This is a genomic window from Streptomyces sp. NPDC001156 (genome assembly GCF_053598275.1).
In genome coordinates this window covers 89,727-116,634 of sequence record NZ_JBSFJX010000013.1, presented here as the reverse complement: position 1 = coordinate 116,634, position 26,908 = coordinate 89,727, and the positions used below count along the sequence as shown (strand labels likewise).

Genomic DNA, 26,908 nt, shown 5'->3' with positions numbered 1-26,908 from the left:
ACAGATTTTGTACTCACAAGGGCTGCAAGAAGCCCTGTCGAGTCAACCGCAGCGCGGTGCCCACCCCCGCAGGGGCCGCACCCACGCGGCAGTCCGCCGTCCGGGAGTTCCCGGCCAGCGGGCCTCTGCTCGACGAAATACCACCGACCGGTACCGGCCCACCCCGAATGAGACCCGACCCGCGCGCGAGCGGCACAAGGCCCACGTCGGAACAGCCGCCCCAGCAGGGAACGCACCCCCCACAGGCGGCGCACCCGAACAGGAACTGGTCGGACGGCATCCCATCACGGGATGACTCTTAGGCACCATGAGGCGTCGTGGAACCGGAGCGCCGGTGGACGCGGACCACGCGGGACCGGCCGGCCCCGGTGCGGCGCCGGCCGCCCTGCTCGCAGGTGCGGAAGGCGGACCAGCACACGGCGAGCGCGAGGCCGAAGACCGGGAGCCAGGCAAGGCGGAACGCCACCCAGGCCAGATCGTCCGGGACGGTGTGCAGGCCCGGCAGACGGCCCGCGAGGAGTCCCGCCGCCGTGGTCGCCATCAGAGCCGTCTGGTGCCACAGGAAGATCGTCATCGCGGAGAGGTTCACCAGCGCCACCGCCACCCAGACCAGGGGGCGGCGCATCCACCGGCGCAGCGGTTCACGCAGCACGAGCGCGAGTCCGCACTGGGCCAGACCGAAGGTGACCGCGGCCAGGGTCGGCGGATTCAGATTGGAGACCGGAGCGCCCGGCACGCCGACCATCGACGCCGGGTAACCCGCCCATGCCACCAGCCCCGCCGTCGCCGCGGCCCCGGCCGAGAGCAGCACCAGACCGGCCCGGCGGCCCTCCAGCTCCCCGCGCGTCCAGGCGGCGCCCAGCGAGAACGGAACGAGCCAGCCTGCCGCCAGATTCACCCAGCCGAGCCAGGAGGGGCCGCCGAGTCCGAAGCGGATGAGGTCCACATGGAGAACGACGGCCAGCGGCCACAGCGGGTTGAGCCGGGTCAGCAGCGGTGTCGCCGCCGTGAGGGCCGCGAAGACCAGCAGGAACCACAGGGGTGAGAGGGCGAGCTTCACGAGGGTGTGCACCGTGCCGACGTCCGCGCCGGCCGCGAGCAGGCAGCACGCGGCCACCGCCCACAGGGCCACGAGCGCCGTCACCGGTCTGAACAGCCGGCTCAGACGGGCGCGGAGCCACTGTCCGTAGGGGACTCCTCGCGCACGGGCCGAGGCATAACTCCTCGTGGCCACATGGCCGCCCACCAGGAAGAACACGGCGAGCGTCTGGAACGCCCAGGAGATCGGGGCGAGCCAGGGCATGAAGTGCAGCGGGCCGGCCGTATGCAGGGCCCCGCCGTCCGCGACCAGCGCGGTCACCAGCCAGTGCCCCAGCACGACGCCGAGGATCGCGAAGGCGCGCAGGGCGTCCACCGCGCGGTCCCGTTCCGCGGGGGTGGCCGCGTCGATGCGGTGTGCCGTGGCGCGTATGCCGTCCGGGGACTGCTGCCTGACTGCGCCGCGTTCACGCATGGGTCACCTCCGATGTCCTGCCGAGGACGATCCGGGCGAGGTTGGCCAGGGGAACCGAGCCCGGCGTGAAGTAGTCGCTGTGGCCGCCGTCGCCCGCGGCGAACACCCGGGCGCCGTAGGCCGGGGACACCGGGTCCGTGCCGAAGCCGACGCGCGTGCCGAACAGGTCCGCGCGGACGTGGGGTACGTCCGCGATCCAGTCGCCGGCGCCGCGGGCGGCCCAGACGCGGGCGCGGGTGTGCAGGCCGGCGACGGAGTCCAGGCCCGTGCCGGGGCTGCCGACCAAGGCGATGTCCTGGACGTCGGCGCCGGCCGCACGGGCGCACACCGCCGTGCCGTAGGAATGGCAGAGGAGGGAGATGCCGGGCAACGGCCCGAAGGCGGCCCGCAGTCGGCGGACGAAGGCCTCGAGCCCCGGTGCGGCCTGCTCGGCCCGGGTCGTGGTGAGCGCGGCCGTGCTGAGCATGCGCGGTGTGTCGTAGCCGAGCCAGGCGATGACCGCGGTACGGGGTCCGGTCGCGGTGTGCAGGGCGAGCGCGGTGGCGCGGAAGCGGTCGTAGGTGTCCAGCGTCATATCCGACCCCGGGACCAGGATCGCGATGTGTTCCGCCGTGGCCAGGTCGCCGAGGACCTCGGTGGCCCGGCCCGTGCCCCGGCCGTCGAAGGCCAGGAGGTGGCGGTCCGGGGCGGCCATGGCGCGGTCCGCCGCGGCGCGGCTCCGATCGCCGTGGGCCGCGGCCATACGGGACGCCTCGGCGGCGTCGGCGCGGTTGGCCTCGTACGTCCCGGTGAGCGCGGCCGTCGTGAGAGGGGCGAGCGCCGCCGGGGGCGGGGCCGGAATCCGCGGGCGCGCGGCGGCCGAGAGGGGAACGACGACCGCGCCGGTGACCAGCGCGGCCAACAGGGCGCGGCACAGGCGCCACATCCGGGGTAGCTCCCAGGTACTACGGGTATGACCGGGGGACTCCCGGGCATCCCTCGACCCGCCTCTTTCCTCGCCGGCTCGGGAGCTACCACGCCAACTGGGCGATCTCCTCCGCCACCACGGCGCACGCGTCCGCCGCCGGGTCGATCAGCGGGAAGTGACCGACGTCCTCGAGCAGCGTGAAGCCGACGACCTCGCCCGCCTTCGCCGCCGCATCCGCGTACGCCTCGGCGACCACATGCGGGACCACGACATCCGCGCGTCCCTGGACGAGGGTGGTGGCGATACCGGTGGGCAGCAGCAGCGCCGGGTCCACATGCGGACGCCGCTCCGCGAATTGCGCCTGGCCGCCCAGGAACTGGGTCACTGCCCCGCCGCACACGTCCAGCTTCTCGGCGGCGTGGAAGTCCGCGATCGGGGCCAGCGCCACCACACCGCGCAGCGGTGCCGGACGGTCCGTGCGCCACGGGGAGCCGGACGGGAGGACATGGCGGGCCGCCGCCCACAGCGCGAGGTGGCCGCCTGCCGAGTGCCCGGTGATCACCATGCGGCGCGGATCGGCCTGCGGCAGCGCCTCGCGGACCAGCGCAGGAAGCGCGTCGAAGGCGGCCGCGACATCGTCGAGCGTGTCGGGCCAGCGGCCCGCGACCGCTCCCGTGGCACCGCCCGCGCCCGCGTCCGGGGCCGACGATCCGCCGGTCTGGGACGGGATGAGCGCGCCCCTGCGGTACTCGACGTTGGCCACGGCGAAGCCCCGGCGGGCCAGGAAGTCCGCGAAGGGGGTGATGTGCCGCCGGTCGTAGGCCGACCGCCAAGCGCCGCCGTGCAGAACGACGACGAGGGGGGCCCGGTCCGGCGCCCCGCCCGGCTCCGTCCCGCGCGGTGCGTAGAAGTCGATCACCTGGTCGGGATGGGCGCCGTAGGCGGCGGTGGCGTCCGGCTCCACCGGCGGATGGGAGAAGGCGGACGCCTCCTCGGCGGCGTCGCGTGCCGCGGCGTCCCGGGCTGCGGCGGCACGAGCGGCGGCCTGCCCGTCCAGGGCGTCTCCTCGGCCGGTCGCGTCCCCTGCGGTCGCGCCGGCTCCGGTGGACGCGTCGTCCGGTTCTGCGGCATCGCGGGGGGCGGCGTCGGACATGCTCCAACCTCTCAGCGGCGAAACGAGATTCGTGCGCGGTGGCCGGAAGGTGATCGGCCGTTGGCGGGGACGGTATCAGGCGTCCGGGGTGCACCGGCGAGGGGTGGTCACGCTCGGTGAGGAGCAAACGCTTCTGCGATCTCTGCATGAGATCTGCGGAGTCGGCACGGGTCCTTGTGGCCCTGCACGGATCCGGCGGGGCCGTTGCCATGCCGGGCACGGGTGGCGGCTCCGCACGGATCCTCCGGGCCCGCTCCCACGCCGGGCACGGATGCCGGAACCACACGGATCCGCCGCGCCCGCTCCCACGCCGAGCACGGATGCCGGAACCGCACGCCGACCGGTCCCCCGGCGGAGACCCGCCGGTGCCTCCATGCTCGCCGCCGCCCGTCCGACTGTCACGTCTGCCGCCGCCGAGCTGCGCCGCACGGCCTCCCCGGCGTACCACTGGGCAGCCGGGAGGGCCGGTCACGGACGACAGCGGTCGGTCACGGACGACGCCGTCTGTGAGGACGAGCGCGCCCCGCAGTCAGGACACGCCCCCTCAGGGTCAGCAGGACGGCCCCGGCGGACCCGTCCCTCTCTCAGGACAGCGTCTCCGCCAGGATCCTGGCCGCGCGCTCGGCGTCCGCGAATCCCACGTACAGCGGTGTGAAACCGAAGCGCAGCACGTCCGGCGGCCGGAAGTCGCCGACCACGCCGTTGTCGATCAGCCGCTTCATCACGTTCCCTGCGTCCCGGCACCGCAGCGCCACCTGACTGCCCCGCTCGGCGTGCCCGGCCGGGGTCAGTGACTCCACCGCGCCCTCGGGGACGTAGGCCGCCACGCACTCCAGGAAGAAGTCCGTGAGCGCCAGCGACTTGGCGCGCACCGTGTCGATCGAGACGCCGTCCCACACCTCCAGCGCCGCCTCCAGGGCGAGCATGGAGAGGATGTCCGGGGTGCCGACACGACCGCGCAGGGCGCCCGCCGCCGGTTCGTAGGCCGGCCGCATGCCGAAGGGTTCCGTGTGCGAGTTCCAGCCCGGCAGCGGGGAGTCGAAGTGTTCCTGCAGGTCCTGCCGTACATACAGGTATGCGGGCGAGCCGGGGCCTCCGTTCAGGTACTTGTAGGTGCAGCCGACCGCCAGGTCGACCCCGTGCTCGTCCAGGCCCACCGGCAGCGCACCCGCGCTGTGGCACAGGTCCCAGACCGCGACGGCGCCCGCCGCGTGCACGGCGGCCGTCAATCCGGGCAGGTCGTGCAGCCGGCCCGTGCGGTAGTCGACGTGGTTCAGCAGCACCGCCGCCGTACGTCCGGTGAGGGCTCCGGGCACCTCGGCCGGGGGCACCGGGCGCAGAGTGCAGCCGGTCATCCGGGCCGCCGACTCGGCGATGTACCCGTCCGTGGGGAACGTGGTCGCGTCGACCACGATCTCGTCCCGGCCCTCGCCGCCCTCCGCGGCCAGCCGCACGGCCGCCACCAGTGCCTTGAAGACGTTGACGCTGGTCGAGTCGCCCACCACGATCTGCCCGGGCGCCGCCCCGACCAGCGGCGCGATCAGGTCGCCGATCCGCTCCGGCGCCGTCCACCAGCCGCTCTCGTCCCAGGACCGGATCCGCAGTGACCCCCACTGCCTGCGGACCACGTCCTGCATGCGCTCCGGCACGGCGGCCGGCAGCGCGCCCAGCGAGTTCCCGTCCAGGTAGACGGTCTCGTCGAGCACGAACTTGGCGCGCAGCCCCGCCAGTTCGTCGGCCGCGTCCAGCTTCTGCGCTCTCAGGATGGATTCAGACATACGACCGCGCCGTCCACAGCTCGGGGAACACGTTCTTCTGCGTCCGCTTCTCCAGCCAGGCCACGCCGGCCGAACCGCCCGTGCCGGACTTGGCGCCCATCGCGCGGCGGGTGGCCACTAGGTGGTCGTTGCGCCAGCGCCAGACCAGCTCGGCCACATCGGTCATCGTCTCGCCCAGCCGCGCGAGCTCGTCCATCGGATCCCCGGAGTAGAGGGCGACCCACGCCGCCTCGACCTCGGCCGACGGCTCGTAGCGCTGGGAGACGTCACGTCGCAGCACAGTGTCCGGGATCGCGTGGCCGCGCCGTGCGAGCAGCCGCAGCACCTCGTCGTACAGGCTCGGCTCGTGCAGGGCCTTCTCGAGCTCCGCGTGGACGCGCGGCGCGCCCCGGTGCGGGACCAGCATGGAGGCGGACTTCTCGCCGAGCAGGAACTCCATACGGCGGTACATGGCGGACTGGAAGCCTGAGCCCTCGCCGAGGGCGGAGCGGTAGGAGTTGAACTGGGCCGGGGTCAACTGGCCGAGGGGCCGCCAGGACGCGTTCAGCGCCTCCAGTTCCCGCACGGACCTCTTCAGCGCGTCGATCGCCACCGGCACCCGGTCCTCGCGCAGAGCCCGCGCCGCGGTCTCCCACTCGTGGACGATGACCGTGAACCACAGCTCCATCACCTGGGTCGTGACCAGGAAGACCATCTCCCCGGGATCTTCGGAGAGGGTGTGCTGGAGATGGGTGAGCACATCCGCCTTGACGTAGTCCTCGTACGGTGTCGTGCCCTGGAAGTCGAGATGCGGGGTCTCGGGCTCCTGAGTCTCCTCGGACTGATGAGCCTTGTGGGACATCCCTGTCTCCTGATGTGTGCTCTGGGTAGCGGTCCGCCCCTGCCGATGCCGGCACGGGGGCCCCGGTCCCCACCCGCATCCTGCGCAACACACCCGGACATCGCAAGGCCCGCCTGGTCACAGGCGGGCCTTGGCACTCTTCGGGGCTAGCCGAGCGTCTGGGCCGCCGTCGGGGAGGAGTCCTTCAGGAACTGCGTGCAGCGCTCGTACTCCTCCTGCTCGCCGATCGTCTGCGCGGCGCGCGCGAGGGCGTACAGGGCGCGCAGGAAGCCGCGGTTCGGCTCGTGCTCCCAGGGCACGGGGCCATGGCCCTTCCAGCCGTTGCGTCGCAGGGCGTCCAGGCCACGGTGGTAGCCCGTACGCGCGTAGGCGTACGACTCGACGACCGAGCCCCGCTCGAACGCGTCGTCGGCCAGCTGGGCCCAGGCGAGCGAGGAGGAGGGGTGCTTGGCGGCGACGTCGGCGGGCGCCGTGCCGCTCGCAAGGAGCTCGCGCGGCCCCGGGTCGTCCGGCAGGTGGGTCGGGGGCGGGCCCCCGAGGAGGTTCTCGTGAACGGTCATGGGGTCCAGTGTGAGGCATCGGCCTTGATCGGTGACGGTTGCGCGGGTCCCTCAGGAACGGAAGGTTCCGCCAGATCCAGGAGGTTCCGCAGCGGTGCGCCGTCCGGCCGCCGGCCGGCGTCCTCGGCTCCCGCGCCGCCGCTCAGGGCCGCGCCGGGTGAGGGCGGCGGACGATCAAGCCGGCTTCTCGCCGGGGTCCGTGGCCTTGTGCTGCGGCTCCAGCGGCGGCGCCGTCACGGAGCCGTGGGTGTGGCATTCGGGGCGGCAGCAGTGTGGCACCGGGCGGCGGACGGTCGCGAAGGCGAGGACCGCACCGGCCGCCAGGATGCCCGCGCACAGCGGCATGGCCCGGCGGAAGGCGGCGTCGAACGCGTCCGCCGAGCGGTACGCCTCCGGGCCCATTGCGGTCAGGAGCGGCAACGCGGCCACGGCGATCAGACCGGCCGCGCGGGCCGCTGCGTTGTTGATGCCGCTGGCCAGGCCCGCCCGGCCGGTGTCCACGGAGGCCAGCACGGTGGCGGTGAGCGGGGCGACCAGGGTGACCATGCCCGCGCCCATGACGAGCACGGCGGGCAGTACGTCGGCGACGTACGAGGCGTCCTTGCCGACGCGCAACATGAGCAGCATGCCGCCCGCACAGAGCAGGGGGCCGACGGTGAGCGGGATACGCGGCCCGATGCGCTCGGCGAGGGCGCCCGAGCGGGAGGAGAGGAGCAGCATCAGGACGGTCGTGGGCAGCAGGGCCGTACCGGCCCGCAGCGGTGAGTAGCCCGCCACCACCTGGAGCTGGAGCGCGGTGAGGAAGAAGAAGCCGCCGAACGCCGCATAGACGCAGAAGGTGACCAGGTTGACGGCCGTGAACTGGCGGGACGCGAAGATGTCGAGCGGCATCATCGGATTGGCACGGTGCCTTTCGACGTACACGAAGGCGACTCCGGCGGCCACGCCCGCGATCGCCGTGAGGGGCACGGCCACGGAGCCGCCGCGGGCCTCGATCAGGGCGTAGGTGACGAGGGCGAGGGCCAGGGCGCCGAGGGCGGCACCGAGGACGTCGAAACGGCCGTGGGCGCGCGGATCCGCGGATTCCGGTACGTGCTTGACGGCGATGGGCGCGCAGAGCAGGGCGAGCGGGACGTTGAGGAGGAAGACCCAGCGCCAGCCCGGCCCGTCGACGAGCCAGCCGCCGAGGAAGGGGCCGACGGCGGCGCCGATACCGCCGAACCCGGACCACAGTCCCACGGCGCGTGCGCGGTCGTCGGGGTGGAAGGAGCCTTGGATCAGCGCGAGCGAGCCGGGGGTCAGAAGGGCGCCGCCGATGCCCTGCAGGGCGCGGGCGGCGATGAGGACACCGGAATGGGGGGCGAGGCCGCACAGGAGGGAGGCGCTCGCGAACCAGACGACTCCGACGACGAAGACCTTGCGGCGGCCGAAGCGGTCTCCGAGGGCCCCGCCCAGCAGGATCAGACCCGCGAGCGTGACCAGGTACGCGTTGACGGTCCACTGCAGGGCGGCGAGGTTCGTATGGAGATCCTTGCCGATGCGGGGCAGGGCGACATTGACGACGGTGGAGTCCAGCAGGGCCATGCTGGAGCCGAGGACGGTCGTCAGGAGAATCCATTTCCCCTGCGCGGAGGCGATCCTGATGGCAGGTACCTGCTGTGCGGTGGCGGCCATGTTCGGATCATCCCGCGTCCGGTGCCGCCGGGCCAGATCCGCTCCGCCGTCGGCCCCGGGACGGGCGCGCGACCCGGCGGCGGAGGGCCGCCGGGTGCGCACTTGGGCGATCGGTCTTACTTGATCTTCGTGCCCGCGGAACGGAGGTTGTCGCAGGCCTCGATGACGCGCTTGGACATGGACACCTCCGCCAGCTTGCCCCAGGTACGCGGGTCATAGGCCTTCTTGGAGCCGACCTCGCCGTCGACCTTCAGGACGCCGTCGTAGTTCTTCAGCATGTGGTCGGCGACCGGACGCGTGAAGGCGTACTGGGTGTCCGTGTCGATGTTCATCTTGACCACGCCGTTCTCCAGCGCCGTCAGGATCTCCTCCTTGCTGGAGCCCGAACCGCCGTGGAAGACGAAGTTGAACGGCTTGCTCCCGGCCGGCAGGCCGAACTTCGTGACCACGCCGTCGGTCAGCTCCTTCAGCAGGTCGGGGCGCAGCACCACGTTGCCCGGCTTGTACACGCCGTGGACATTGCCGAACGAGGCGGCCAGCAGGTAACGGCCCTTGTCGCCGAGGCCCAGCGCCTCCGCCGTGCGGATCGCGTCCTCGGCCGTGGTGTAGAGGGAGTCGTTGATCTCGTGCGAGACGCCGTCCTCCTCACCGCCGGTGGGGGTGATCTCGACCTCGAGGATGATCTTGGCGGCGCGGGCGCGCTCCAGCAGCTCCTGAGCGATCTTCAGGTTGTCGGCGAGGGTCTCCGCCGATCCGTCCCACATGTGGGACTGGAAGAGCGGGTTCTCGCCGCGGGCGACGCGCTCCTCGGAGATCGCGAGCAGCGGACGTACGTACCCGTCGAGCTTGTCCTTCGGGCAGTGGTCCGTGTGCAGGGCGATGTTGACCGGGTACTTCTCGGCAACGATGTGCGCGAACTCGGCCAGGGCCACGGCGCCGGTGACCATGTCCTTCTGGTACTGGCCGCCCAGGAACTCGGCGCCGCCCGTCGAGATCTGGACGATGCCGTCGCTCTCGGCCTCCGCGAAGCCGCGCAGAGCAGCGTGCAGGGTCTGGGACGAGGTCACGTTGATGGCCGGGTAGGCGAACTTGCCTGCCTTCGCCCGGTCGAGCATCTCGTTGTAGACCTCGGGGGTTGCGATGGGCATGGTCCGCTCCTTGTATGTGCGGGTGCGTTCTGCGTACTTACGGCCCTGACCTAGGGTGCGACGTCATCGTCGGGCCCATCTTTCCAGACGGGACCGGATGCTTCGGACACCCTGTCCAGCCTGTGGATGACCGCGTCGTCAGTCCAGCCCCAGTTCGTCCTTCGAGTACGCGAACCGGTACGGGACCCCGGCTCCCGCCTCGATCTTCTCGGCCGCGCCCGTGGCCCGGTCGACGATCGTCGCGACGGCGACCACCTCGGCCCCCGCCTCGCGCACCGCCTCCACCGCGGTGAGCGGGGACCCGCCGGTGGTGGAGGTGTCCTCGACGACCAGGACACGGCGCCCCTCGATCTCCGGGCCCTCCACCCGCCGCTGCAGCCCGTGGGCCTTGGCGGCCTTGCGCACGACGAAGGCGTCCAGCTTCCGGCCGCGTGCCGCCGCCGCGTGCAGCATGGCGGCCGCGACCGGGTCCGCGCCCATGGTCAGCCCGCCCACCGCGTCGAAGTCCAGGTCGGCGGTCAGGTCCAGCAGCACCTGGCCCACCAGCGGGGCGGCCTCGCCGTCGAGGGTGATGCGGCGCAGGTCGACGTAGTAGTCGGCTTCCAGGCCCGAGGAGAGGGTCACCTTGCCGTGCACCACGGCCTTGTCCTTGATCTGCTGCAGCAGCGCGGTGCGCGCACTTGACGGCGTTCCTGCGTAGACGTCACTCATACGAGTCAGCTTAAGCGCGCCCCCGACCCCCGGACTCCCCCGCGCCTACGGACGGCGCCAGGTCCACGTCGTCGTGGCCTCCAGCGGCTCGATGGGCGTGACCAGCCGCGGAAGGGTGTTGAGGCCATTCGGCGGACCCGTCTGCGGCTCCACGCACACCGCCTCGGACTGCTCGTCGTAGACCACCACCCACTCCTCACGGCTGGTGACCCTCAGTTCCAGCCGCTCCGGCCAGGTGAGGGTGACGTCGACGCCGCCGGGCATCCCGAAGCAGTCGTCCCAGGGGCCGGGCCGCGGGTCGATGCGGTTGCCGGTGGGCAGATGGTCCTCGCCGCGCTCCTCCTGCCAGGCGGGGCTGAAGTCGATGCGCGCGTCCTGGCCGTCGAGGGTGCGGTTGAACCACGGGTGCCAGCCGATCTGGGCCGGGAACGAGGAGTCGTACGTCTCCACGGACATGGTGAGCGTGAGTGAGTCCTCGGCGAGCGTGACGAGCTGGGTGACGCGGCCCGGATAGGGCCAGGGAGCGACCAGGTCGTAGGTGAGGACGGCCTCGGCGGGATCGGCGCGCGCCACGCGCCAGGCGCCGTCGCGCGCGGTGCCGTGGATGGCGTGCGGCGGCGAGTTGAGGGGCATCCGGTGGACCGTGCCGCCGTCGCGGAACATGCCGTCCCGGATCCGGCCGCACCAGGGGACCATGGGGAAGCACCCGAACCGCTCGCCCTGCCTCAGCAGTTCCATACCGCCGACGCGCAGACTCCGCACGCGTCCGCCGTTCCCGGGTGCCAGTGCGACCTCCGCGTCTCCCGCGGTCAACGTGATCTCGTCGTTACTCACGAGGCGACCCTACTGGGCCGATCAAGAGCGCGTGCGACGACGCCGATGTGGCGTGGCCCGCGGGTCAGCGGCGGCGCCGGAGCATCCGGCCGGCCACGATGGCGGAGGCCACGATCAGGGCCGCCGCCGGGGCCGCCCAGCGCAGGGTCGTACCGGCCGACATGGTCTCGGGGGCGGGGACGGGGGCATAGCGGCCGCGCGGGGGCGCGTGGTCGACCTCTTCCGCGCTACGGCCGATCATGGTGCGCCGGGCGTGTGCCGCCTCCGCGGGCGGCTCGCCCTCCACGTCGAAGCCGTCGACCACGAGCCCCTCCTCGGGCTCGTCCTCGTCAACGAAGTCGTCCTCGTCGGCGAAGTCGTCGTCGGCGAAGGGATCCAGGTACGACGGGGGGATCTCGGCGTCGTGGACCGACGGGGCGGCGGCAGGGGGTTCCGCGGCCGCCTCCGGGGTGTCCTGCGAGGCGGGGGGCGTCTCCCGCGACGCGACCTCCGGCTTCCCGGCGGGCGCGTGGCCCGATGTGTCCTCCGGCCCCTCGGCCACCGGCTTCCCCGACGGCGCGTCAGTTTCCTTGCCCCCGGCGGGCTCCGCGGCCGTATCGGCCTCCTCCCCGGCCAGGCCCTCCGCGAACCGCCCCAGCAGCCGGGTCCCCGCGGAGGCCACCGCATCGCCGGGCAGTTCCGTGATCCGGCCGGCGGCGGCCGCCGTGCCGGAGAACGCGACCGTCGTGCCGCCCTCGGCCGGGATCAGGCGCACGGTCAGGGACAGCTTCACCGTGCCGGTGCCCCGGGCCTCCGTCGCCTCGGCCTCCACGGCGTACGAGCCGTCGTCCTGTCCGGTGACCCGCAGAGCGCCGCGGTAGGTGATCGTGTGGCCGGCGACGCGCACCTTCAGCCGACCCGCGACCGGCCCGGTGTCCGCGTCCCGCTGGAGCCCGGGGATCGCACGGGCCAGCCGCGCGGGATCGGCCAGCGCCTCACTGAGCCGCTCGGCAGGAACCGGAACGAACACCTCATGCTCCATACCAGCCGAGCCTACCCAGCAGGGCCCGAACCGCACCCCTGCATCACGGGTTTTGTCTCGGCCGGGCAACCGCGCGGGCTCAGCCGGCGTACCTGGGGTGCACCAGCGTCGACGGGGGCAGTCCCGGCACCCGGGTGCGCGCCGCCCCCCGCGCGTCCGCCCGCAGGGACGCCTCGGTCAGCGTGCGCGGGCGAGGGGCGTCCGGGTCGAGGCCCAGGACGGGACGGGTACGGGCGGCGAGCACGAATCCCCAGTCGCGCGGTGCGGCGGCCGCGCCGGGCGAGCGGCCCGGGTCCTTCGCAGGACCTGAGGCGCGTCCGCCGACGCGGTACGGGGCCGTGCGCAGCCCGGCCGCCCGTATCGTCGCCTCCACCGTCCAGAAGACGCGTGGGCGGGAGGTCACCGGGCCCGCGTGCACCACCAGCCGGCCACCGGGCGCGAGCACGCGGCGGGACAGGCCGTAGAACTCCTGCGAGTACAGCTTCGTGCTCGCCGTGCTGCCCGGGTCGGGGAGGTCGGCGATCACCACGTCGTAGGTGCGCCGGGTGTGTCTGAGCCAGCGGAACACGTCCGCCGTGCACACATGGACACGCGGGTCGGCGAGGGCGTGGCCGTTCAGTGCGGACAGTGCCGGGTCGCGGCGGGCGAGCCGGACCACCGCCGGGTCGGGCTCGATCACGTCGACCCGCGAGACTCCCGGATGGCGCAGCACCTCGCGCGCCGCGAGGCCGTCGCCGCCGCCGAGGACGAGCACGCGCGCCTGCCGGCCGCCGCTCATCGCCGGGTGCACCAGCGCCTCGTGGTAGAGGCGCTCGTCACGGCCGCTCACCCGCAGCCGTCCGTCGAGGAACAGGGCCAGCGGGCGGCCGTGGGTCCCACCGCTCAGCACCACCTCGTGCAGGCCGCTGTGCACCGCGACCCGTACATGGCCGCCGTACACCGCCTGGCGGGCCGCTCGTTCGAAGTCGTCGACCAGGACGGCCGCCGCGGCGAGCACGCCCAGCACCACGAGGTTGGCGACCAGGAGCAGCCTGCGGCCGCGGCGGGAGAGGTCGCGGCGGAACAGGCCGAGGACGAGGGCGCCGCCCGCGACCGCGTTGATCGCGCCGGTGAGCAGGGTGCCGGTCAGCTGACCGAGCTGCGGGAGCAGCAGGAAGGGGAAGGCGAGCCCGCCGACCAGCGCGCCCACGTAGTCCGCCGCGAACAGATCGGCCACCGCCCCGCCCGCGTCCTGGCGGCGGATCCGCTGGATCAGCTCCATCAGCAGGGGGACCTCGGCACCGATGAGCAGGCCGATGGCCAGCGAGAAGGCGACCAGCAGACAGCGCGGCCCGCCGGACCAGACGCCACCCCAGTCGCCGGTCCAGGCGAAGACCGCGTACAGGGCCATCGCACTGCAGCCGCCGACGAGGGCGAGCGCCGCCTCCACCGCGCCGAAGCCGGCCGCGGCACGGCCGCGAAGCCGTTTCGCGGCCAGTGAGCCGACGCCCATCGCGAAGACCATCACCGAGAGCACGACCGAGGCCTGGGTGACCGAGTCCCCGATCAAGTACGAGGCCAGGGCGACCAGTTCGAGTTCGTACACGAGACCGCAGGCCGCACAGACGAACACGCCGGCGAGCACCAGGAACCGTCCGGTGCCGGGGCGTACGGGCAGCCGCGACCGGTTCTGGCCGCCCTCGCCCCTGGGCCGTGGCACCCCGGGGGGTGCGGGCGCGTGCGATTCGATCACGGTCGGAACGCTACGTCACACCTGCGCTGGGCCTCGTCACCCACACGTGTGGAAATGCCCGGCACGACGTGACCTCTCCTCACACTCCGGAGGGGCTCAGCCGGGACCGGGCGGGACCCGGCCGGGCCGGCACCTTCACCCCGACCCGGGTCCGCGTCGCCACCAACTGCCCGTCCTGCGGGTACGCGTGCCAGGTGCGCCAATGGACCTGGCCCTCGTGGTGCTGGGCCAGCATCGCCGTGAACGCGTGCGGGCTGCCCGGGAAGACGCCCGCCAGGCCGTGGGGATGGTCGGAGACCAGGGCCAGCAGCTCCTGGGCGCGACCCGCGAAGGAGCCGGGGGACAGCACCTCCACCCGTGCCGCGAACTCGTACTCCCAGTCGCCGACCCGCTTGGCGACGCCCAGGGGCAGGGGTGTGCTGGAGCCCGCGATGCACGCCACCGTCTCCGAGCACGTGCCGCGCTCCTCCTCCAGAAGTACCTGGTGGGACGCGCCGAGCAGTCTCAACTGAAGCTGTGTGCCCTCGAGTTCCAGGTCGAGCGTGGCCAGCGCAGGCAGCGGCTCGCGCCCCAGGGTCCAGGCGAGGTCGGCCGCGCGCGTGTCGGTGTAGGAGGTGTTCAGGGTCGTGAGCATGGATCGGCTCCGCTAGCACGCGAAAAAACGGGGAGGGGTTCCGGCGCTCCCCGGTCGGCACCGGAGGTTCGGCCGGCTCAGCCGGTCGGCGCGCCGTCCGGGTCGGCCCGGACGGGCAGAACGCCTTCAGGACGGGCGTCCGGGGCTGCGTTGATAGTTGAAAGGGAATCATGAACTGCGGCGCCGCAACAGCGTTTTTACCCAAGTTCGTAGGGTTTCCATCCCACCGGGGGCTCAGCAGCGCAATTGTTCAACTATGGCGTGCGCCTGGAGCGTTGATCCGCAGGTCGGAGGCGTTTCCGTCAGAGAGCCGTGAGCGCGCGCCCCACGCGAAGCGCCGATGACGTGCGCCGTTACGCCCCCTGGTCGGGTGATATGCCGAGTGCCCGCCGCACTACCCCCGGCGGGCACTCGGCGTACCGCGGACGCGTCTCCCCCGCGGAGCCGGGCTGCCCCGTGTCAATTGCCCCCGCCGCATCCGCCCCCGCCGCACGACGACCCGCAGGACGAGTGGCCGCCGCACGAAGAGTGGCCACCGCCGCAGGAGTGATGGCCGCCCGAGTGGTGTCCGCCCGAGGAGGACTCGCTGCCCGCCCCGGCCGCCCACCAGCTGCTGTCCCTGCCGCCGCGGCGCCAGGACGCCCCCCGCGCCCCGCGCGACGAACGGGCCTTCCCGTTCCTGCGGCCGGCCACGATGAGCGCGACCAAAGCGATGCAGATGATCGCCAGACCGATACCGAAGACCATGGCACCGTCCCCCTTTCGAACCCCCGGACCGGCCCCCCGTGGGCCCCTGTGTTCCTGGGTGCACGGGGGATGCCCCCACGCTCCCCACGCCAAAGCAGAGTTGAGGAAATTCTGAGGGTCACGACGCGAAAAAGGCCCCTGACCTGCACCGAAGAGAGGGCCTTGCAGGGGGTCCGCAGAGAGGGTGCGTGAGGACGCGGGCGTCGTCATGTGCGTCGGATGACCAGCACGGCCACGTCGTCGAGGTGGTCGACCGCGACCGCCGCGTCGAGGATGCGGTCGGCGGTCTCCTTGGCGTCCAGCCCTTCGTGGACGGCCTGGGCGGCCAGTGTTCCGGCCCGCTCCAGTCCGGCCTCCAGCGTCAGGCCCGGTCCCTCGACCACCCCGTCGGTGACCATGACCAGCGCGCTGTCCTCGCCCAGGGTGAAGGTCCCCTCGCGGTACTCGGTACCGGGCACGACTCCCAGGACCGGCCCGCCCGGCAGCTCACGGACCTCGTGGCTGCCGTCCCTGTGCGCGCACAGCACCGGCACATGGCCCGCGCTGGTGCCGGTGACCCGTCCGTCGTGCGGATCGACCTGCAGCATGGTGCAGCTGGCGAATCGTGCGGGACCCATCGTGGTCAGCAGCTTGTTGGTACGGGTCAGCACGGCTGCCGGATCCGGTTCCTGGGCGGCGATCGCACGGACGGACAAACGGACCTGCCCCATGAAGGCGGCGGCGTCCACGTCGTGCCCCTGGACATCGCCGATCTCCAGCGCGATCGCGCCGTCGGGCATCACGAAGGCGTCGTACCAGTCCCCGCCGATGTCCAGCCCGTCCTGGCTCGGCCGGTAGCCGGCGGCGACCTCCAGGCCCGGGAGGTGCTCGGGCAGCATGGGAAGCATGGTCTGCTGCAAGGCCGTGGCGAGCTCGACGCGTGTCTGCTGCAGTCTGATGCGCCGCAGCGCCTGGCCTGCCAGGTCGGCCAGCGTGTCCATGAGGGTCCGCTCCTCCAACGAGGGGTGGTGTCCGCTGCCGTAGAACACCATCCACGCCCCCAGTGGCGGATCGCCGGTCTCGCTGAGGGGCGTGACGGAGATCGTGTAGTCGGAGCCGAGCCGGCCGAGCCGCGGATATCCGACCCCGTGCGGCCAGCGGCGGATGTAATCCTCACGCCCGGTGATGAAGAGCTGCTCGCCGGTGCGGATCGCCTCGGGCAGCGCGCTGGGATGGTCCAGCGGCATGCCCTGCCGGGCCTGGGCCTCCCGCATGGATATCCCGGCGTCGGAGTAGACGTTCAGGCGGCCGTCGTCGACGAGTGCGAGCAGGGCACCCCTGGCGCCGAAGGTCGCGGCGAGCCGGGTCAGGACGACCTGCCGCAGTTCCTGCTCCGTGGCCGCGGTGATCAAGGCAGAGGAGAAGTCCGCGACCTCCTTGGCGCGCTGCCGCTCGGCGGTCAGTGCGGCCTGCGCCTTCTTCTTGCGCTCCTCCTGCTTGGTGTCGTCGCGGACCAGCCCGAAGATCCGTTCGGGGCCGCCGTACCCCAGCTGGATCCGGCGGGTCTGAACGGCCAGGTGGTGCCAGCCGTCGTGCGGGGTGAGATACCGCAGCCTCACCCAGGGGGATTGGTTGGGGGCCGAGCGCAGCAGCTGCCGGAAGGCCTCCCGGTCGTCGGCGTGCACCGCCGAGATCACTCTGGAGAGCGGCGCGGTGGGATCCGGATAGAGCGCGACCAGGGCGGGCAGCCCACTGAGCCACTCCAGCTGCTGCCCCTGGGGTGAGTACATCCACAGGCCGAGGTCGGCGGCCTCGGTGGCCAGCCGGTACGGGATCAGCAGGCTGGCCAGGTCGTTGCGCGCGTCCAGGGCGTGCACCCAGACCAGATGCTCGTCAGTGGAGGGATCCTTCACCGGCTGCGCCTGGAGCAAGCAGGCGACGGATGCTCCGCCCGGCCCGGGGAACTCCAGCACCCGCATCGCGACCGTCTCCGTCCTGGCGGCGGTCGCCACGAGAATCCCGGCAGACATCCGCTGGCTCGCAGGACACAGATCGCCGAAGTCGCGTCCCAGGCACTGCTCCGCCGGCCTGCCCAGCGCCGTGGCCATCGCCGCGTTGAGGCTGTGGATGGCACCGCCCATCGTCAAGAGAGCCGACGGGTCATCCCTTTGAAGAAGTTCGTCCGAGGCGTCCATCCAGTGGCTCCCTGGCACATACCGAAACAGCCTCTTCCTTTACGTTCGCGCATTTTGTGGCGATTTCTCGGCGAGGGGTACATCTGACCGCCACTGCGACGAGTGGCGACGACGGGGAACCGCAGGAAACGGTTGGCGGCGGCCTGCGGTACAGGAGCGGAGTACAGCACCCCAGCACCGGCCTCCATAGACATGTGCGCGCCAGGCCGTCTGTGGGCCGTCCGGGGGGTGACCGACGACGGCGGATGACGGCAGCCCACGACGACTCTCCCCTCCTCGGAGGCGGTGCTTCGGGTTCCGGCACACACGGCCGTCCGTGAAGGTGAGTTGAGGAAATCCAGAGCTTGGGCGCAGGATGGCGGCCATGACCTCGAGCGCACGCCCCCTCCTCAACCGCCGGCTCGCCGAGTTCGGGACGACGATCTTCGCCGAGATGTCGGCCCTCGCGGTGAGCACCGGGTCCATCAACCTCGGGCAGGGCTTCCCCGACACGGACGGCCCCGAGGAGGTCCGCGAGGCCGCCGTACGGGCGCTGCGCGACGGGCGCGGCAACCAGTACCCGCCGGGCCCCGGCATCCCCGAGCTGCGCGAGGCGATCGCCGCGCACCAGCAGCGCCGCTACGGCCTGTCGTACGACCCCGCCACCGAGGTGCTGGTCACCGCGGGCGCCACCGAGGCCATCGCGGCGACCCTGCTGGCGCTCCTGGAGCCCGGTGACGAGGTGATCGCCCTGGAGCCGTACTACGACTCCTACGCCGCCTGCATCGCGATGGCGGGAGGCAGGCGCGTACCGGTCACCCTGCGGCCGCACCACGAGGAGGGCGGCGGCTTCCGGCTCGACCTCGACGAACTGCGCGACGCCGTCACCGACCGCACCCGCCTGCTGCTGATCAACACCCCGCACAACCCGACCGGCACCGTGCTCACCCGCGAGGAACTGCGCGCGATCGCCGCCCTCGCCGTCGAACGCGATCTGCTCGTGGTCACCGACGAGGTGTACGAGCACCTGGTCTTCGACGACGCCGAGCACGTGCCGCTCGCCACGTTCCCGGGCATGCGCGAGCGGACCGTCACGATCGGCTCGGCCGGGAAGACCTTCTCCTTCACGGGCTGGAAGGTCGGCTGGGTGACCGCCGCGCCCGGGCTCGTCACGGCGGTGCGCTCGGCCAAGCAGTTCCTGACCTATGTGTCGTCCGGCCCGTTCCAGTACGCCGTCGCCGAGGCCCTCGCCCTGCCCGAGACCTACTTCCAGAAGTTTCGGGAGGACATGCGGGCCAAGCGGGACCTGCTCGCCGCCGGGCTCGCGGAGGCAGGCTTCCACGTCTTCAGGACGGCCGGCACGTATTTCGTCACCACCGACATCCGGCCCCTGGGTGAGAACGACGGATTCGCCTTCTGCCGCACCCTGCCGGAGCGCGCCGGCGTCGTCGCCATCCCGAACGCGGTCTTCTACGACCACCGCGAGGCCGGCGCCCCGTTCGTCCGCTTCGCCTTCTGTAAACGGTCAGACGTGTTGGAGGAAGCCGCGGCGCGGCTCAAAACACTCGTAAGTTAGCGGGTAGGGCGAGGTCGTCGCGATCGGGAGGACGCGAAGCGCTTGAGGGCCATTCGTTGTCGGGTGCCGCGGAAAGGCGTACACCACGATCGCAGTGGCGGTCTCTGGGCTGACCAGGTAGCGGACGATGCCGGGACCCACCGATTTCCCCGACTCCGTCCCCGTGTCGGTCTCTCCCCGCGCCTGCGGCACTGGGCGGTGTCGCCGCTGGTCAACGGCGCCGCTTGCGGGCCCTCTTGCCGACATGGCGCCCGCGCCAGAGTTCGCTGGAGGGCGGACGTCCCCTGCCTGACCGGGTGCCCCAGGCCGAGATCCACGGCTGCCGCCGGCCAGGCCAGACCGCGCCCTCGACGGGGCGCCGACGGCACGGCCGTACCGGGAGCCCTTGGTCAGCGGGCGTCCGACTCGGGCTCCGGGCGCGGGAGTTCGTCGAGGTCGAGGGTGAAGGTGCGGCCGTCGGCCAGGGGGATGGGGAGCTTGCCCGTGCCGTACTTGTGGGTGTGCGCCGCGATGTAACCAGTGTCGGTCGGCTGGGTGTGGAGGACGACCTCCTGGGCGTAGGGGTCCACGACCAGGTAGATCGGGATGCCGTAGCGGCCGTACTTCGTGGTGCAGTCGTCGTAGTCCTTGCGCGCGGAGGAGGTCGAGACGACCTCGGAGATCAGCAGGACGTCCTCGAAGCTGTAGCGCTTGCCCTCCCGGCGGGCATCCTCACGGAGGATGGCCAGGTCCGGGGCGGAGTTCTCGTCGGCGGGGAAGTCGATGTAGACGTCGGAGGTGACCTTCGCGTGACGGCCAAGAGCGAGAGCGGAGTCGATCTGCATCGATCTGATGGTGCTGGAGTGCTCTTCGCTCTGCGGAGTCATGATCACCTTTCCGTCGGCCCCGAACAGGACCGTGTACCCCTCGGGGAACTCGGTGTGCACGATCGCGTCGATGCTCATGGACGGCTCCTTCCCGTGTGCGGTCAGAATACGACGGACAGTGCCGCGCCACCGAGCCCGTCGGTACGGCTGTGAGATCGGTCCGGACAGGTTCTGCGGCTGGCTCCGACTGCGGTGCTGGAGATCCCCTCGGTGGGCCCTGTCGCACGATATAAGTACGTGAACGAGGCGTCGGCTGGGTGACCGCCGCGCCCGGGCTCGTCACGGCGGTGCGCTCGGCCAATCAGTTCCTGACCTATGTGTCGTCCGGCCCGTTCCAGGGCGCCGTCACCGAGGCCCTCGCCCTGCCCGAAACCTACTTCGAGAACTTCCGGGAGGACATGCGGGCCAAGCGGGACCTGCTCGCCGCCAGGCTCGCGAAGGCGGGCCTCCACGTCTTCAGGACGGCCGGCAGGTATTTCGTCACCACCGACATCCGGCCCCTCGGCGAGAGCGACGGCTTCGCCTTCTGCCGCACCCTGCCGGAGCGGGCGGGCGTCGTCGCCATCCCCAACGCGGTCTTCTACGACCACCGCGAGGCCGGCGCCCCGTTCGTCCGCTTCGCCTTCTGCAAGCGTACCGATAAGTTGCGCGCAGCAATCGACAGGCTGTCTGACCTGCGGCTACGCACCGGCAGACGCCACGAAGTACCCCCGTCCGCTGACCACATACACCAGGCCCTCAGCGCGCGGGGGTCGGTTACCGAGCGATGGTGACCGGCCCTTACTGCTGCTCGGAAGCCGGACCGATGACGAACGAACCGATCCCGTTCTCAGTCCGGATGAGTCCGCGCTCCCGCAGGTCTGCAAGAGCCTTCCGCGCTGTCACCTGGGCGACGGAGAACTCACCACACAGCGCGAGGATGCCGGGCAGCTTCGATCCGGCCGGGTACTCGCCAGCGTCGATGCGCCGCTCAAGTTCCGCTGAAATCTGCACCCACTTGGCACGGGTCGGATCAAGTTCCACATGATCAAGGCTGAATGCTACAGCGGATTACGGCGAGGGATAGCTAGCTGTAGCAAGGTCCCGTAGGGTGGTAGCTCCGAAACAGCAGCGCCCCGCTCCGCTGGGACTAGCAGCGAAACGGGGCTGACCGAGAAACGGAGTCTCGGCTATGCGCAACCTTATCGCCGCGCTACTTGCGTGGTTTCTGCCGCCCCGTGGCGCTCATCGGGCGGAAGTCGTGTCGACAGCACCGGCCCGTGCGCTGCCAACTCCCCTCGCTCCGCGCCCCGTTGACGTGATCGATGCTGACACGCTGCCTCTCATCCGGCCGTACGTGCTCGCACACGAGCAAGCGCAAGAGCGATGGCGCCAGCGGGAACGGGGCGCAGCGGCAGCGCTCGCAACGTTCGGCATTGACTACCCGTACGGGCCCCAGGAGAGTGCAGCATGATGCGGCGACTCGGGTACGACGCAGCGACGGGCAAGCAGGCGTACGCCGTAACGGAACCAGGCAGCGCACTGGACAAAGCGGCAGACACCTTCACGCTGGAAGCGGCAGCCACCTGGTACGCGCTGGCCAGCGCAATGGTCGAGGGACCGGCGCTCAGCGCGGATGAAGCAAATTTCATCCTGGCGCGCGTGGTCGAGTCACTCGGCGAAGTGCTGCCGCTCGCTGCTGGAGCAGTTGCGGACAACCCGGCAGCAGACCTGCCGGTATTCGTCGACAGCGCGCGGGATATCGGCGCAGCGATTCGGGACATGAAGCCCTAGGCGGCGCAAGCGCGTAGCGCACAGCGGAAAGCCCCGTAGAGGCTCCGGAAACTTCCCAGGTCTCTACGGCGCTTTGCCATGCGCTACGCAGCGGCCAGTTCAGCCGTCGTGGCGCGCTGGCCTCGATCTGCTGGCCCACGCTCAGCTCTGTGTCTCGCTGCCCTTTACGGGGGGCGGACTTCCGGGCGTAGATATCGAGGTCCCCATTCGGGTCAATCGTCTGGTGCGGCGTCGTCATCGGCCGGAACGTCGGAACGCTCACGGGCCCCCTTGCGTCCTGGTGAGACCCGGCAGGTCGGCGGGTCTGTTGACGCTGGAGCGCCACGGCTTCCCGTTGCTGCTCATGTCTTCACCGGCTGCAAGCGCGTGGAGATCCTGGAGAAGTCGCCCAGCGGCTCAAGGCCCTCGCGGGCTGAGACCACCGGCCGCATGCCGGATACGCGGCTCGCCGCCCGATAGCCCGTGGCACCCCTGGCCGTCAACCGAGCGCACCCCCAGGCGTGGGATTTCCCGTCCGCACGGCCGTGCAAGGTTCGCAAAACGGTCGTGATCGACGCATGGTGCGGGTGTGACGCACGCCAGCACCATTCCGGCCCCTGCCGTAAGGGACCCGAACAACCGCGACCGTGTCCGGCCGGCCGAGCGGAGACGGAGGCGAGTGCCGGCCTCGGCCCTCACCGCCCTGGGGCTCTTCGTGGCCGCCCGGCTGTGCGGCGGCCTCGTGCTCGTGGTCGTCGCCCGGGCCACGGGCAAGCGGCCCCTGCTCCTGTTCGGACGCTCCTGGGACTCCGTCTGGTACCTGCACATCGCGACGCACGGCTACGGGCTCACCCAGCACACCCGCCACGGCATCCACAGCGACCTGGCGTTCTTCCCGCTGTACCCGGCACTGATCCGCGCCCTCACCACGCTCGGCCCGCTCGACCGGATCACGGCCGGACTTCTGGTGTCCTGGACGGCCGCTGCGGTCGCCGCGTACGGCATCCACCAGCTCGGCCTGCGGCTGTACGGCCCCGCCGTGGCCATCGTCCTCGTCGCCCTCTGGGGGCTCCTCCCGCACTCCGTGGTGCTGTCGATGGCCTACACGGAGCCGTTGCTGACCGCGTTCGCCGCCTGGTCGCTGTACTCGGCCCTCACCGGCCGCTGGATCTGGGCGGGGACGCTCGCGGCGCTCGCCGGGCTGTCCCGGCCCAACGGCTTCGCGGTCGCCGCGGCGGTCCTCGCGGCGGCCGCCCAGGAGGTATGGCTCAGGCGCGGGCGCGGAGTTTCCCACAGGCTGTGGATGGGCGCGGCGCTCGCGCCCCTCGGCTGGGCCGGCTATGTGCTGTGGGTGGGCCACCGCAGGCACGACCTGTTCGGCGGCTACTTCACCGTGCAGCGACTGTGGGGGTCGCGCTTCGACTTCGGCCAGGGATCGCTGCGGTTCGCCGAGCACCTGATGCTGCACGGCAGCCGTGTGCTCTTCCCGATGGCGCTGGCGATCGCCGCCGTGAGCACGGTGCTGTTCGCGCTGCTCGTCGCCGACCGGGCCCCGCTGCCACTGGTCGTCTACAGCGGCGTGCTGCTGGTCGTCGCGCTCGGCGGTTCCGGGTTCTTCGAGTGCAAGCCGCGTTTCCTGCTGCCGGCGTTCCCGCTGCTGATCGTGGTGGCGCGGGCACTGGTGCGGACGGCGAGAGCCCGGCCGTGGCACGCCACCGTGGTGGCGAGCGCCCTGGCCGGGCTCTCGTTCATCTATGGGGCGTATGTCGTGGTGCTGGCCCGGTCGCCCCTCTAGCCGGGTCTGGTCTGCCGGCCGGATCTACTCCTCGTCGTCCTCGGGCTTCTCCGAGTCGTCGACGTCCTCCGTGAGACCGAGCTGCTCGACGAGCCACCGGTCGAACTCGATGGCGGCCCGCACCCAGCTGACAGTCGACGAGACGAAGTGCTCGAGGCTGACGCCCGTGCCGATCAGCATCTGCGCCTCACCGATGAGGCGGACGGTGCCGTCGTCGTGCGTGTGGGTGTAGACCTTGGGCCACAGGGTGCGCCGGTTCCAGTCGTCGATGGACTCCAGCAGCTGCGGCTTCTCATCGATCTTGTGCGGCCGGTCGTAGAACGTGCGTACCGAGAAGACCTGCTGGTCGGCCTCGCCGCGGAACATGAAGTACGTCCGGAACTGCTCCCACGGCGCGACGAGGTCTCCCTCTTCGTCGACGAGGTGCTTGAGCTCCATCTGGTCCAGGAGCTGCTTCACGAGGTCCTGATCCGGAACCACGGGGCCCGCCGGTCCTTGCGGCTGCGGCTCGGGCTGGCCCCCGAAGTTCGGAATCGAGGACGGGTCGATGCTCACCGTGTTCTTCCCTTCGTACGGATTCCGCCATCCTCCCCCATGCGGGGAGGGGGGTGGCAACCCCGGGCAGGGTGTGTCCGCCGGAGGCGGACAGGATCCGGCCGCTCGTCGCCGCCCGGCGGTGTGGAGACGGAGCATGTCCACACGATCCGGCAGCGACTGTGGGCGGCTTTCGCGACGGTGTGTCCGCTGTGGTCAGGGGGCCGTGTACGCGTACGCGGAGGACCGGGACGACCCGTTCACGACGCCTTGCCCCAGGTCGGCGAGGTGGGAGATCACGGCGGATGGACGAGGGCGGAGGCACCGCCCTCGTCCATCCGCAGGCCCGCGCCGGGGACCGGCGCCGGCGCTCAGAGCGTCTTGCCGGACGCCGGGCCCACGATCAGCCCGTCGCCGAAGGTGTCCACCCGTACCGTGTCGCCGTCCTTGATCTCGCCGGCCAGGATCTCTTTGGCCAGCCGGTCGCCGATGGCCGTCTGGACCAGGCGGCGCAGCGGGCGGGCGCCGTACGCCGGGTCGTTGCCCTCGTCCGCCAGCCAGGCCAGCGCCTCGGGCGTGATCTCCAGCGTCAGGCGCCGCTCGGCCAGGCGCTTGGCCAGGCGGGCGATCTGGAGCTGGGCGATCCGGCTCAGCTCGGCCTTCGACAGCGCCGAGAAGACCACGAAGTCGTCGAGCCGGTTGAGGAACTCGGGCTTGAAGGAGGCCCGGACCACCTCGAGGACCTGTTCCTTCTTCTCCTCCTCGCTGGTCAGCGGGTCCACCAGGAACTGGCTGCCGAGGTTGGAGGTCAGCACCAGGATGGTGTTGCGGAAGTCGACCGTGCGGCCCTGACCGTCCGTCAGGCGGCCGTCGTCCAGCACCTGGAGAAGGATGTCGAAGACCTCGGGGTGGGCCTTCTCCACCTCGTCCAGCAGCACCACGCTGTACGGGCGCCGGCGCACGGCCTCGGTGAGCTGTCCGCCCTCCTCGTAGCCGACGTACCCGGGGGGCGCGCCGACCAGCCGGGCGACGCTGTGCTTCTCGCCGTACTCCGACATGTCGATGCGGACCATCGCCCGCTCGTCGTCGAAGAGGAAGTCGGCCAGCGCCTTGGCCAGTTCGGTCTTGCCGACACCGGTGGGGCCGAGGAAGAGGAACGAGCCGGTCGGGCGGTCCGGGTCGGCGATACCGGCCCGGCTGCGGCGCACGGCATCGGACACCGCGCGCACGGCCTCGCCCTGGCCGATGAGCCGCTTGCCGATCTCGTCCTCCATGCGCAGCAGCTTCTGCGTCTCGCCTTCGAGGAGCCGTCCGGCGGGGATACCGGTCCAGGAGGCCACGACGTCCGCGATGTCGTCGGGGCCGACCTCGTCCTTGACCATCGTGCCCTTGGACGCCTCCTCCTCGGCCTCCGAGGCCGCCTCCAGCTCCTTCTCGACGGCCGGGATCTCGCCGTACAGCAGCTTGGACGCGCTGTCGAAGTCGCCGTCGCGCTGGGCGCGTTCGGCCTGGCCGCGCAGCTCGTCGAGCTTCTCCTTCAGCTCACCGACGCGGTTGAGGGACTGCTTCTCCTTCTCCCAGCGGGCGGTCAGGCCGCGCAGCTCCTCCTCCTTGTCGGCGAGGTCGCGGCGCAGCTTCTCCAGCCGCTCCTTGGAGGCCTGGTCGGTCTCCTTGCTCAGGGCCAGCTCCTCCATGCGCAGCCGGTCCACGGCGCGCTGGAGCTCGTCGATCTCGACCGGGGACGAGTCGATCTCCATCCGCAGCCGCGAGGCCGACTCGTCGACCAGGTCGATGGCCTTGTCGGGCAGGAAGCGGGAGGTGATGTACCGGTCCGAGAGGGTGGCGGCCGCGACCAGCGCGCTGTCCGCGATCTGCACCTTGTGGTGCGCCTCGTACCGGCCCTTGAGCCCGCGCAGGATCGCGATGGTGTCCTCGACGGTCGGCTCGGCGACCAGCACCTGCTGGAAGCGCCGCTCCAGCGCGGGGTCCTTCTCGATCCGCTCGCGGTACTCGTCCAGGGTCGTGGCGCCGACCATGCGCAGTTCACCGCGGGCAAGCATCGGCTTGAGCATGTTGCCGGCGTCCATGGCGGAGTCGCCGCCGGCGCCGGTGCCCACGACGGTGTGCAGTTCGTCGATGAAGGTGATGATCTGGCCGTCGGAGTCCTTGATCTCGGCGAGGACCGTCTTCAGGCGCTCCTCGAACTCGCCGCGGTACTTGGCACCCGCGACCATGGCGCCGAGGTCCAGCGCGACCAGCCGCTTGTCCTTCAGGGACTCGGGCACGTCGCCCTTCACGATCCGCTGGGCGAGCCCCTCCACGACGGCGGTCTTGCCGACGCCGGGCTCACCGATCAGCACCGGGTTGTTCTTCGTACGGCGGGAGAGCACCTGCACCACGCGGCGGATCTCCTGGTCCCGGCCGATGACCGGGTCCAGCTTGCCGTCGCGCGCGGCGGCGGTGAAGTCGGTGCCGAACTTCTCGAGCGCCTTGTACTGGCCCTCCGGATCCGGGGTCGTCACCCGGCGTCCTCCCCTGGTCTTCTGGAATGCGTCCAGGAGCTTCTTGGCGTTCGCTCCCTGCCGGGACAGTACGTCCCCGGCTGCGCCGCCCTTCGCGGCGATGCCGATGAGCAGGTGCTCGGTGGAAAGGTAGTCGTCACCGAGGTCCTTGGCGCGCTGGGTCGCATCGGCGATCACGGCCAGCAGCTCGCGGTTGGGCTGGGGCGGCGCGACGGTCGAGCCTGTCACGCTGGGCAGACCGGCGAGCACGCGCTCGGCACCGGCCCGCACGGAGGCCTGGTCGGCGTCGACGGCGGCCAGCAGGTCGATGATGTTCTCGTTGTCCTGCCCCTCGAGCAGCGCGAGGAGCAGATGGGCGGGGGTGAGGTCCGGGTGGCCCTCGGACACGGCCCGGTTACTGGCCGCATTGATCGCGTCCCGGCTCCTGTTGGTCAGCTCCGCGTCCACGTTCGCCTTC

Annotated in this window: 21 protein-coding genes and 1 pseudogene; 4 read left to right on the top strand and 18 right to left on the bottom strand. The window is 71.6% G+C overall.

The annotated features are described in order from the left end of the window. Positions 1–298: 298 nt before the first annotated feature. The 14 genes from ACWDA7_RS10040 to ACWDA7_RS09975 form a co-directional block, all read right to left on the bottom strand. Positions 299–1,513, bottom strand: coding sequence for an acyltransferase family protein (locus ACWDA7_RS10040; RefSeq protein ID WP_450603663.1), 1,215 nt, complete (start codon positions 1,511–1,513; stop codon positions 299–301). Then, positions 1,506–2,438, bottom strand: coding sequence for an alpha/beta hydrolase (locus ACWDA7_RS10035; RefSeq protein WP_450603662.1), 933 nt, complete (start codon positions 2,436–2,438; stop codon positions 1,506–1,508). The genes ACWDA7_RS10040 and ACWDA7_RS10035 overlap by 8 nt, the downstream gene beginning before the upstream one ends. Positions 2,439–2,523: 85 nt before the next feature. After that, complete coding sequence (locus ACWDA7_RS10030; protein ID WP_450603661.1) at positions 2,524–3,573, bottom strand: alpha/beta hydrolase; 1,050 nt, start codon at positions 3,571–3,573, stop codon at positions 2,524–2,526. Between the two features lie 584 nt (positions 3,574–4,157). Beyond that, a complete protein-coding gene (gene kynU / locus ACWDA7_RS10025) occupies positions 4,158–5,351 on the bottom strand; it encodes a kynureninase (protein ID WP_450603660.1) in 1,194 nt (397 codons plus the stop codon). Then, positions 5,344–6,192 (bottom strand): tryptophan 2,3-dioxygenase family protein, encoded by an 849-nt coding sequence (locus ACWDA7_RS10020; protein WP_359395644.1) that lies wholly within the window; start codon positions 6,190–6,192, stop codon positions 5,344–5,346. Before ACWDA7_RS10020 ends, kynU begins: the two co-directional genes overlap by 8 nt. A gap of 146 nt (positions 6,193–6,338) precedes the next feature. After that, on the bottom strand, positions 6,339–6,752 hold the full coding sequence (locus ACWDA7_RS10015; RefSeq protein WP_450603659.1) for a DUF3151 domain-containing protein: 414 nt from the start codon (positions 6,750–6,752) through the stop codon (positions 6,339–6,341). Positions 6,753–6,926: 174 nt separating this feature from the next. Next, positions 6,927–8,426 carry an MFS transporter gene (locus ACWDA7_RS10010; protein WP_450603658.1) on the bottom strand — a complete coding sequence of 500 codons (1,500 nt, stop codon included), beginning with the start codon at positions 8,424–8,426 and terminating at the stop codon, positions 6,927–6,929. A gap of 116 nt (positions 8,427–8,542) precedes the next feature. Next, entirely contained in the window at positions 8,543–9,574 is a 1,032-nt protein-coding gene (gene fbaA, locus ACWDA7_RS10005; protein ID WP_450603657.1) for a class II fructose-bisphosphate aldolase, read from the bottom strand. Positions 9,575–9,712: 138 nt separating this feature from the next. Further along, positions 9,713–10,285, bottom strand: coding sequence for an orotate phosphoribosyltransferase (gene pyrE / locus ACWDA7_RS10000; RefSeq protein ID WP_450603656.1), 573 nt, complete (start codon positions 10,283–10,285; stop codon positions 9,713–9,715). Between the two features lie 45 nt (positions 10,286–10,330). After that, complete coding sequence (locus ACWDA7_RS09995; RefSeq protein ID WP_450603655.1) at positions 10,331–11,119, bottom strand: aldose epimerase family protein; 789 nt, start codon at positions 11,117–11,119, stop codon at positions 10,331–10,333. A 64-nt stretch (positions 11,120–11,183) separates the two neighbouring features. Next, positions 11,184–12,140 (bottom strand): SRPBCC family protein, encoded by a 957-nt coding sequence (locus ACWDA7_RS09990; RefSeq protein WP_450603654.1) that lies wholly within the window; start codon positions 12,138–12,140, stop codon positions 11,184–11,186. Positions 12,141–12,219: 79 nt separating this feature from the next. Further along, positions 12,220–13,872, bottom strand: a complete 1,653-nt coding sequence (locus ACWDA7_RS09985; RefSeq protein ID WP_450603653.1) for a polyamine aminopropyltransferase — start codon at positions 13,870–13,872, stop codon at positions 12,220–12,222. 79 nt (positions 13,873–13,951) lie between these two features. Then, entirely contained in the window at positions 13,952–14,506 is a 555-nt protein-coding gene (locus ACWDA7_RS09980; RefSeq protein ID WP_450603651.1) for a DUF2617 family protein, read from the bottom strand. Positions 14,507–15,459: 953 nt separating this feature from the next. Beyond that, positions 15,460–17,427 (bottom strand): SpoIIE family protein phosphatase, encoded by a 1,968-nt coding sequence (locus tag ACWDA7_RS09975; RefSeq protein ID WP_450603650.1) that lies wholly within the window; start codon positions 17,425–17,427, stop codon positions 15,460–15,462. 355 nt (positions 17,428–17,782) lie between these two features. On the opposite strand from ACWDA7_RS09975, the gene ACWDA7_RS09970 reads away from it, so the two are divergent. Next, the gene (locus ACWDA7_RS09970) at positions 17,783–18,982 is read left to right on the top strand and encodes a pyridoxal phosphate-dependent aminotransferase (RefSeq protein WP_450603649.1); all 1,200 of its coding nucleotides are present in this window, start codon (positions 17,783–17,785) and stop codon (positions 18,980–18,982) included. A 389-nt stretch (positions 18,983–19,371) separates the two neighbouring features. Here ACWDA7_RS09970 and ACWDA7_RS09965 read toward each other — a convergent pair whose 3' ends face one another. Then, on the bottom strand, positions 19,372–19,926 hold the full coding sequence (locus ACWDA7_RS09965; protein WP_450603648.1) for a Uma2 family endonuclease: 555 nt from the start codon (positions 19,924–19,926) through the stop codon (positions 19,372–19,374). A gap of 170 nt (positions 19,927–20,096) precedes the next feature. Between ACWDA7_RS09965 and ACWDA7_RS09960 the strand changes: the two are divergent. Then, a pseudogene (locus ACWDA7_RS09960) lies at positions 20,097–20,525 on the top strand (aminotransferase class I/II-fold pyridoxal phosphate-dependent enzyme); the annotation flags it as partial. Positions 20,526–20,628: 103 nt separating this feature from the next. Here the strand turns inward: ACWDA7_RS09960 and ACWDA7_RS09955 are convergent. Continuing rightward, positions 20,629–20,871, bottom strand: a complete 243-nt coding sequence (locus tag ACWDA7_RS09955) for a GntR family transcriptional regulator (RefSeq protein WP_450603647.1) — start codon at positions 20,869–20,871, stop codon at positions 20,629–20,631. 426 nt (positions 20,872–21,297) lie between these two features. Between ACWDA7_RS09955 and ACWDA7_RS09950 the strand changes: the two genes are divergently transcribed. Both ACWDA7_RS09950 and ACWDA7_RS09945 read left to right on the top strand, forming a co-directional pair. Further along, positions 21,298–21,621 carry a hypothetical protein gene (locus tag ACWDA7_RS09950; RefSeq protein WP_450603646.1) on the top strand — a complete coding sequence of 108 codons (324 nt, stop codon included), beginning with the start codon at positions 21,298–21,300 and terminating at the stop codon, positions 21,619–21,621. A gap of 568 nt (positions 21,622–22,189) precedes the next feature. Then, positions 22,190–23,395: a mannosyltransferase family protein gene (locus ACWDA7_RS09945; protein ID WP_450603645.1), complete on the top strand. Its 1,206-nt coding sequence runs from the start codon at positions 22,190–22,192 to the stop codon at positions 23,393–23,395. A gap of 24 nt (positions 23,396–23,419) precedes the next feature. Here ACWDA7_RS09945 and ACWDA7_RS09940 read toward each other — a convergent pair whose 3' ends face one another. Then, positions 23,420–23,950, bottom strand: coding sequence for a YbjN domain-containing protein (locus tag ACWDA7_RS09940; protein ID WP_450603644.1), 531 nt, complete (start codon positions 23,948–23,950; stop codon positions 23,420–23,422). Positions 23,951–24,300: 350 nt separating this feature from the next. After that, the gene (gene clpB / locus ACWDA7_RS09935) at positions 24,301–26,898 is read right to left on the bottom strand and encodes an ATP-dependent chaperone ClpB (RefSeq protein WP_450603643.1); all 2,598 of its coding nucleotides are present in this window, start codon (positions 26,896–26,898) and stop codon (positions 24,301–24,303) included. Positions 26,899–26,908: the final 10 nt, after the last annotated feature.

What these genes read in the sequence shown, in the direction of transcription:
- ACWDA7_RS10040 (WP_450603663.1), bottom strand. Translation starts at nt 1,513, where the DNA reads ATGCGTGAACGCGGCGCAGTCAGGCAGCAGTCCCCGGACGGCATACGC.
- ACWDA7_RS10035 (WP_450603662.1), bottom strand. Translation starts at nt 2,438, where the DNA reads ATGTGGCGCCTGTGCCGCGCCCTGTTGGCCGCGCTGGTCACCGGCGCG.
- ACWDA7_RS10030 (WP_450603661.1), bottom strand. Translation starts at nt 3,573, where the DNA reads ATGTCCGACGCCGCCCCCCGCGATGCCGCAGAACCGGACGACGCGTCC.
- kynU (WP_450603660.1), bottom strand. Translation starts at nt 5,351, where the DNA reads ATGTCTGAATCCATCCTGAGAGCGCAGAAGCTGGACGCGGCCGACGAA.
- ACWDA7_RS10020 (WP_359395644.1), bottom strand. Translation starts at nt 6,192, where the DNA reads ATGTCCCACAAGGCTCATCAGTCCGAGGAGACTCAGGAGCCCGAGACC.
- ACWDA7_RS10015 (WP_450603659.1), bottom strand. Translation starts at nt 6,752, where the DNA reads ATGACCGTTCACGAGAACCTCCTCGGGGGCCCGCCCCCGACCCACCTG.
- ACWDA7_RS10010 (WP_450603658.1), bottom strand. Translation starts at nt 8,426, where the DNA reads ATGGCCGCCACCGCACAGCAGGTACCTGCCATCAGGATCGCCTCCGCG.
- fbaA (WP_450603657.1), bottom strand. Translation starts at nt 9,574, where the DNA reads ATGCCCATCGCAACCCCCGAGGTCTACAACGAGATGCTCGACCGGGCG.
- pyrE (WP_450603656.1), bottom strand. Translation starts at nt 10,285, where the DNA reads ATGAGTGACGTCTACGCAGGAACGCCGTCAAGTGCGCGCACCGCGCTG.
- ACWDA7_RS09990 (WP_450603654.1), bottom strand. Translation starts at nt 12,140, where the DNA reads ATGGAGCATGAGGTGTTCGTTCCGGTTCCTGCCGAGCGGCTCAGTGAG.
- ACWDA7_RS09980 (WP_450603651.1), bottom strand. Translation starts at nt 14,506, where the DNA reads ATGCTCACGACCCTGAACACCTCCTACACCGACACGCGCGCGGCCGAC.
- ACWDA7_RS09975 (WP_450603650.1), bottom strand. Translation starts at nt 17,427, where the DNA reads ATGGACGCCTCGGACGAACTTCTTCAAAGGGATGACCCGTCGGCTCTC.
- ACWDA7_RS09970 (WP_450603649.1), top strand. Translation starts at nt 17,783, where the DNA reads ATGGCGGCCATGACCTCGAGCGCACGCCCCCTCCTCAACCGCCGGCTC.
- ACWDA7_RS09965 (WP_450603648.1), bottom strand. Translation starts at nt 19,926, where the DNA reads ATGAGCATCGACGCGATCGTGCACACCGAGTTCCCCGAGGGGTACACG.
- ACWDA7_RS09950 (WP_450603646.1), top strand. Translation starts at nt 21,298, where the DNA reads ATGATGCGGCGACTCGGGTACGACGCAGCGACGGGCAAGCAGGCGTAC.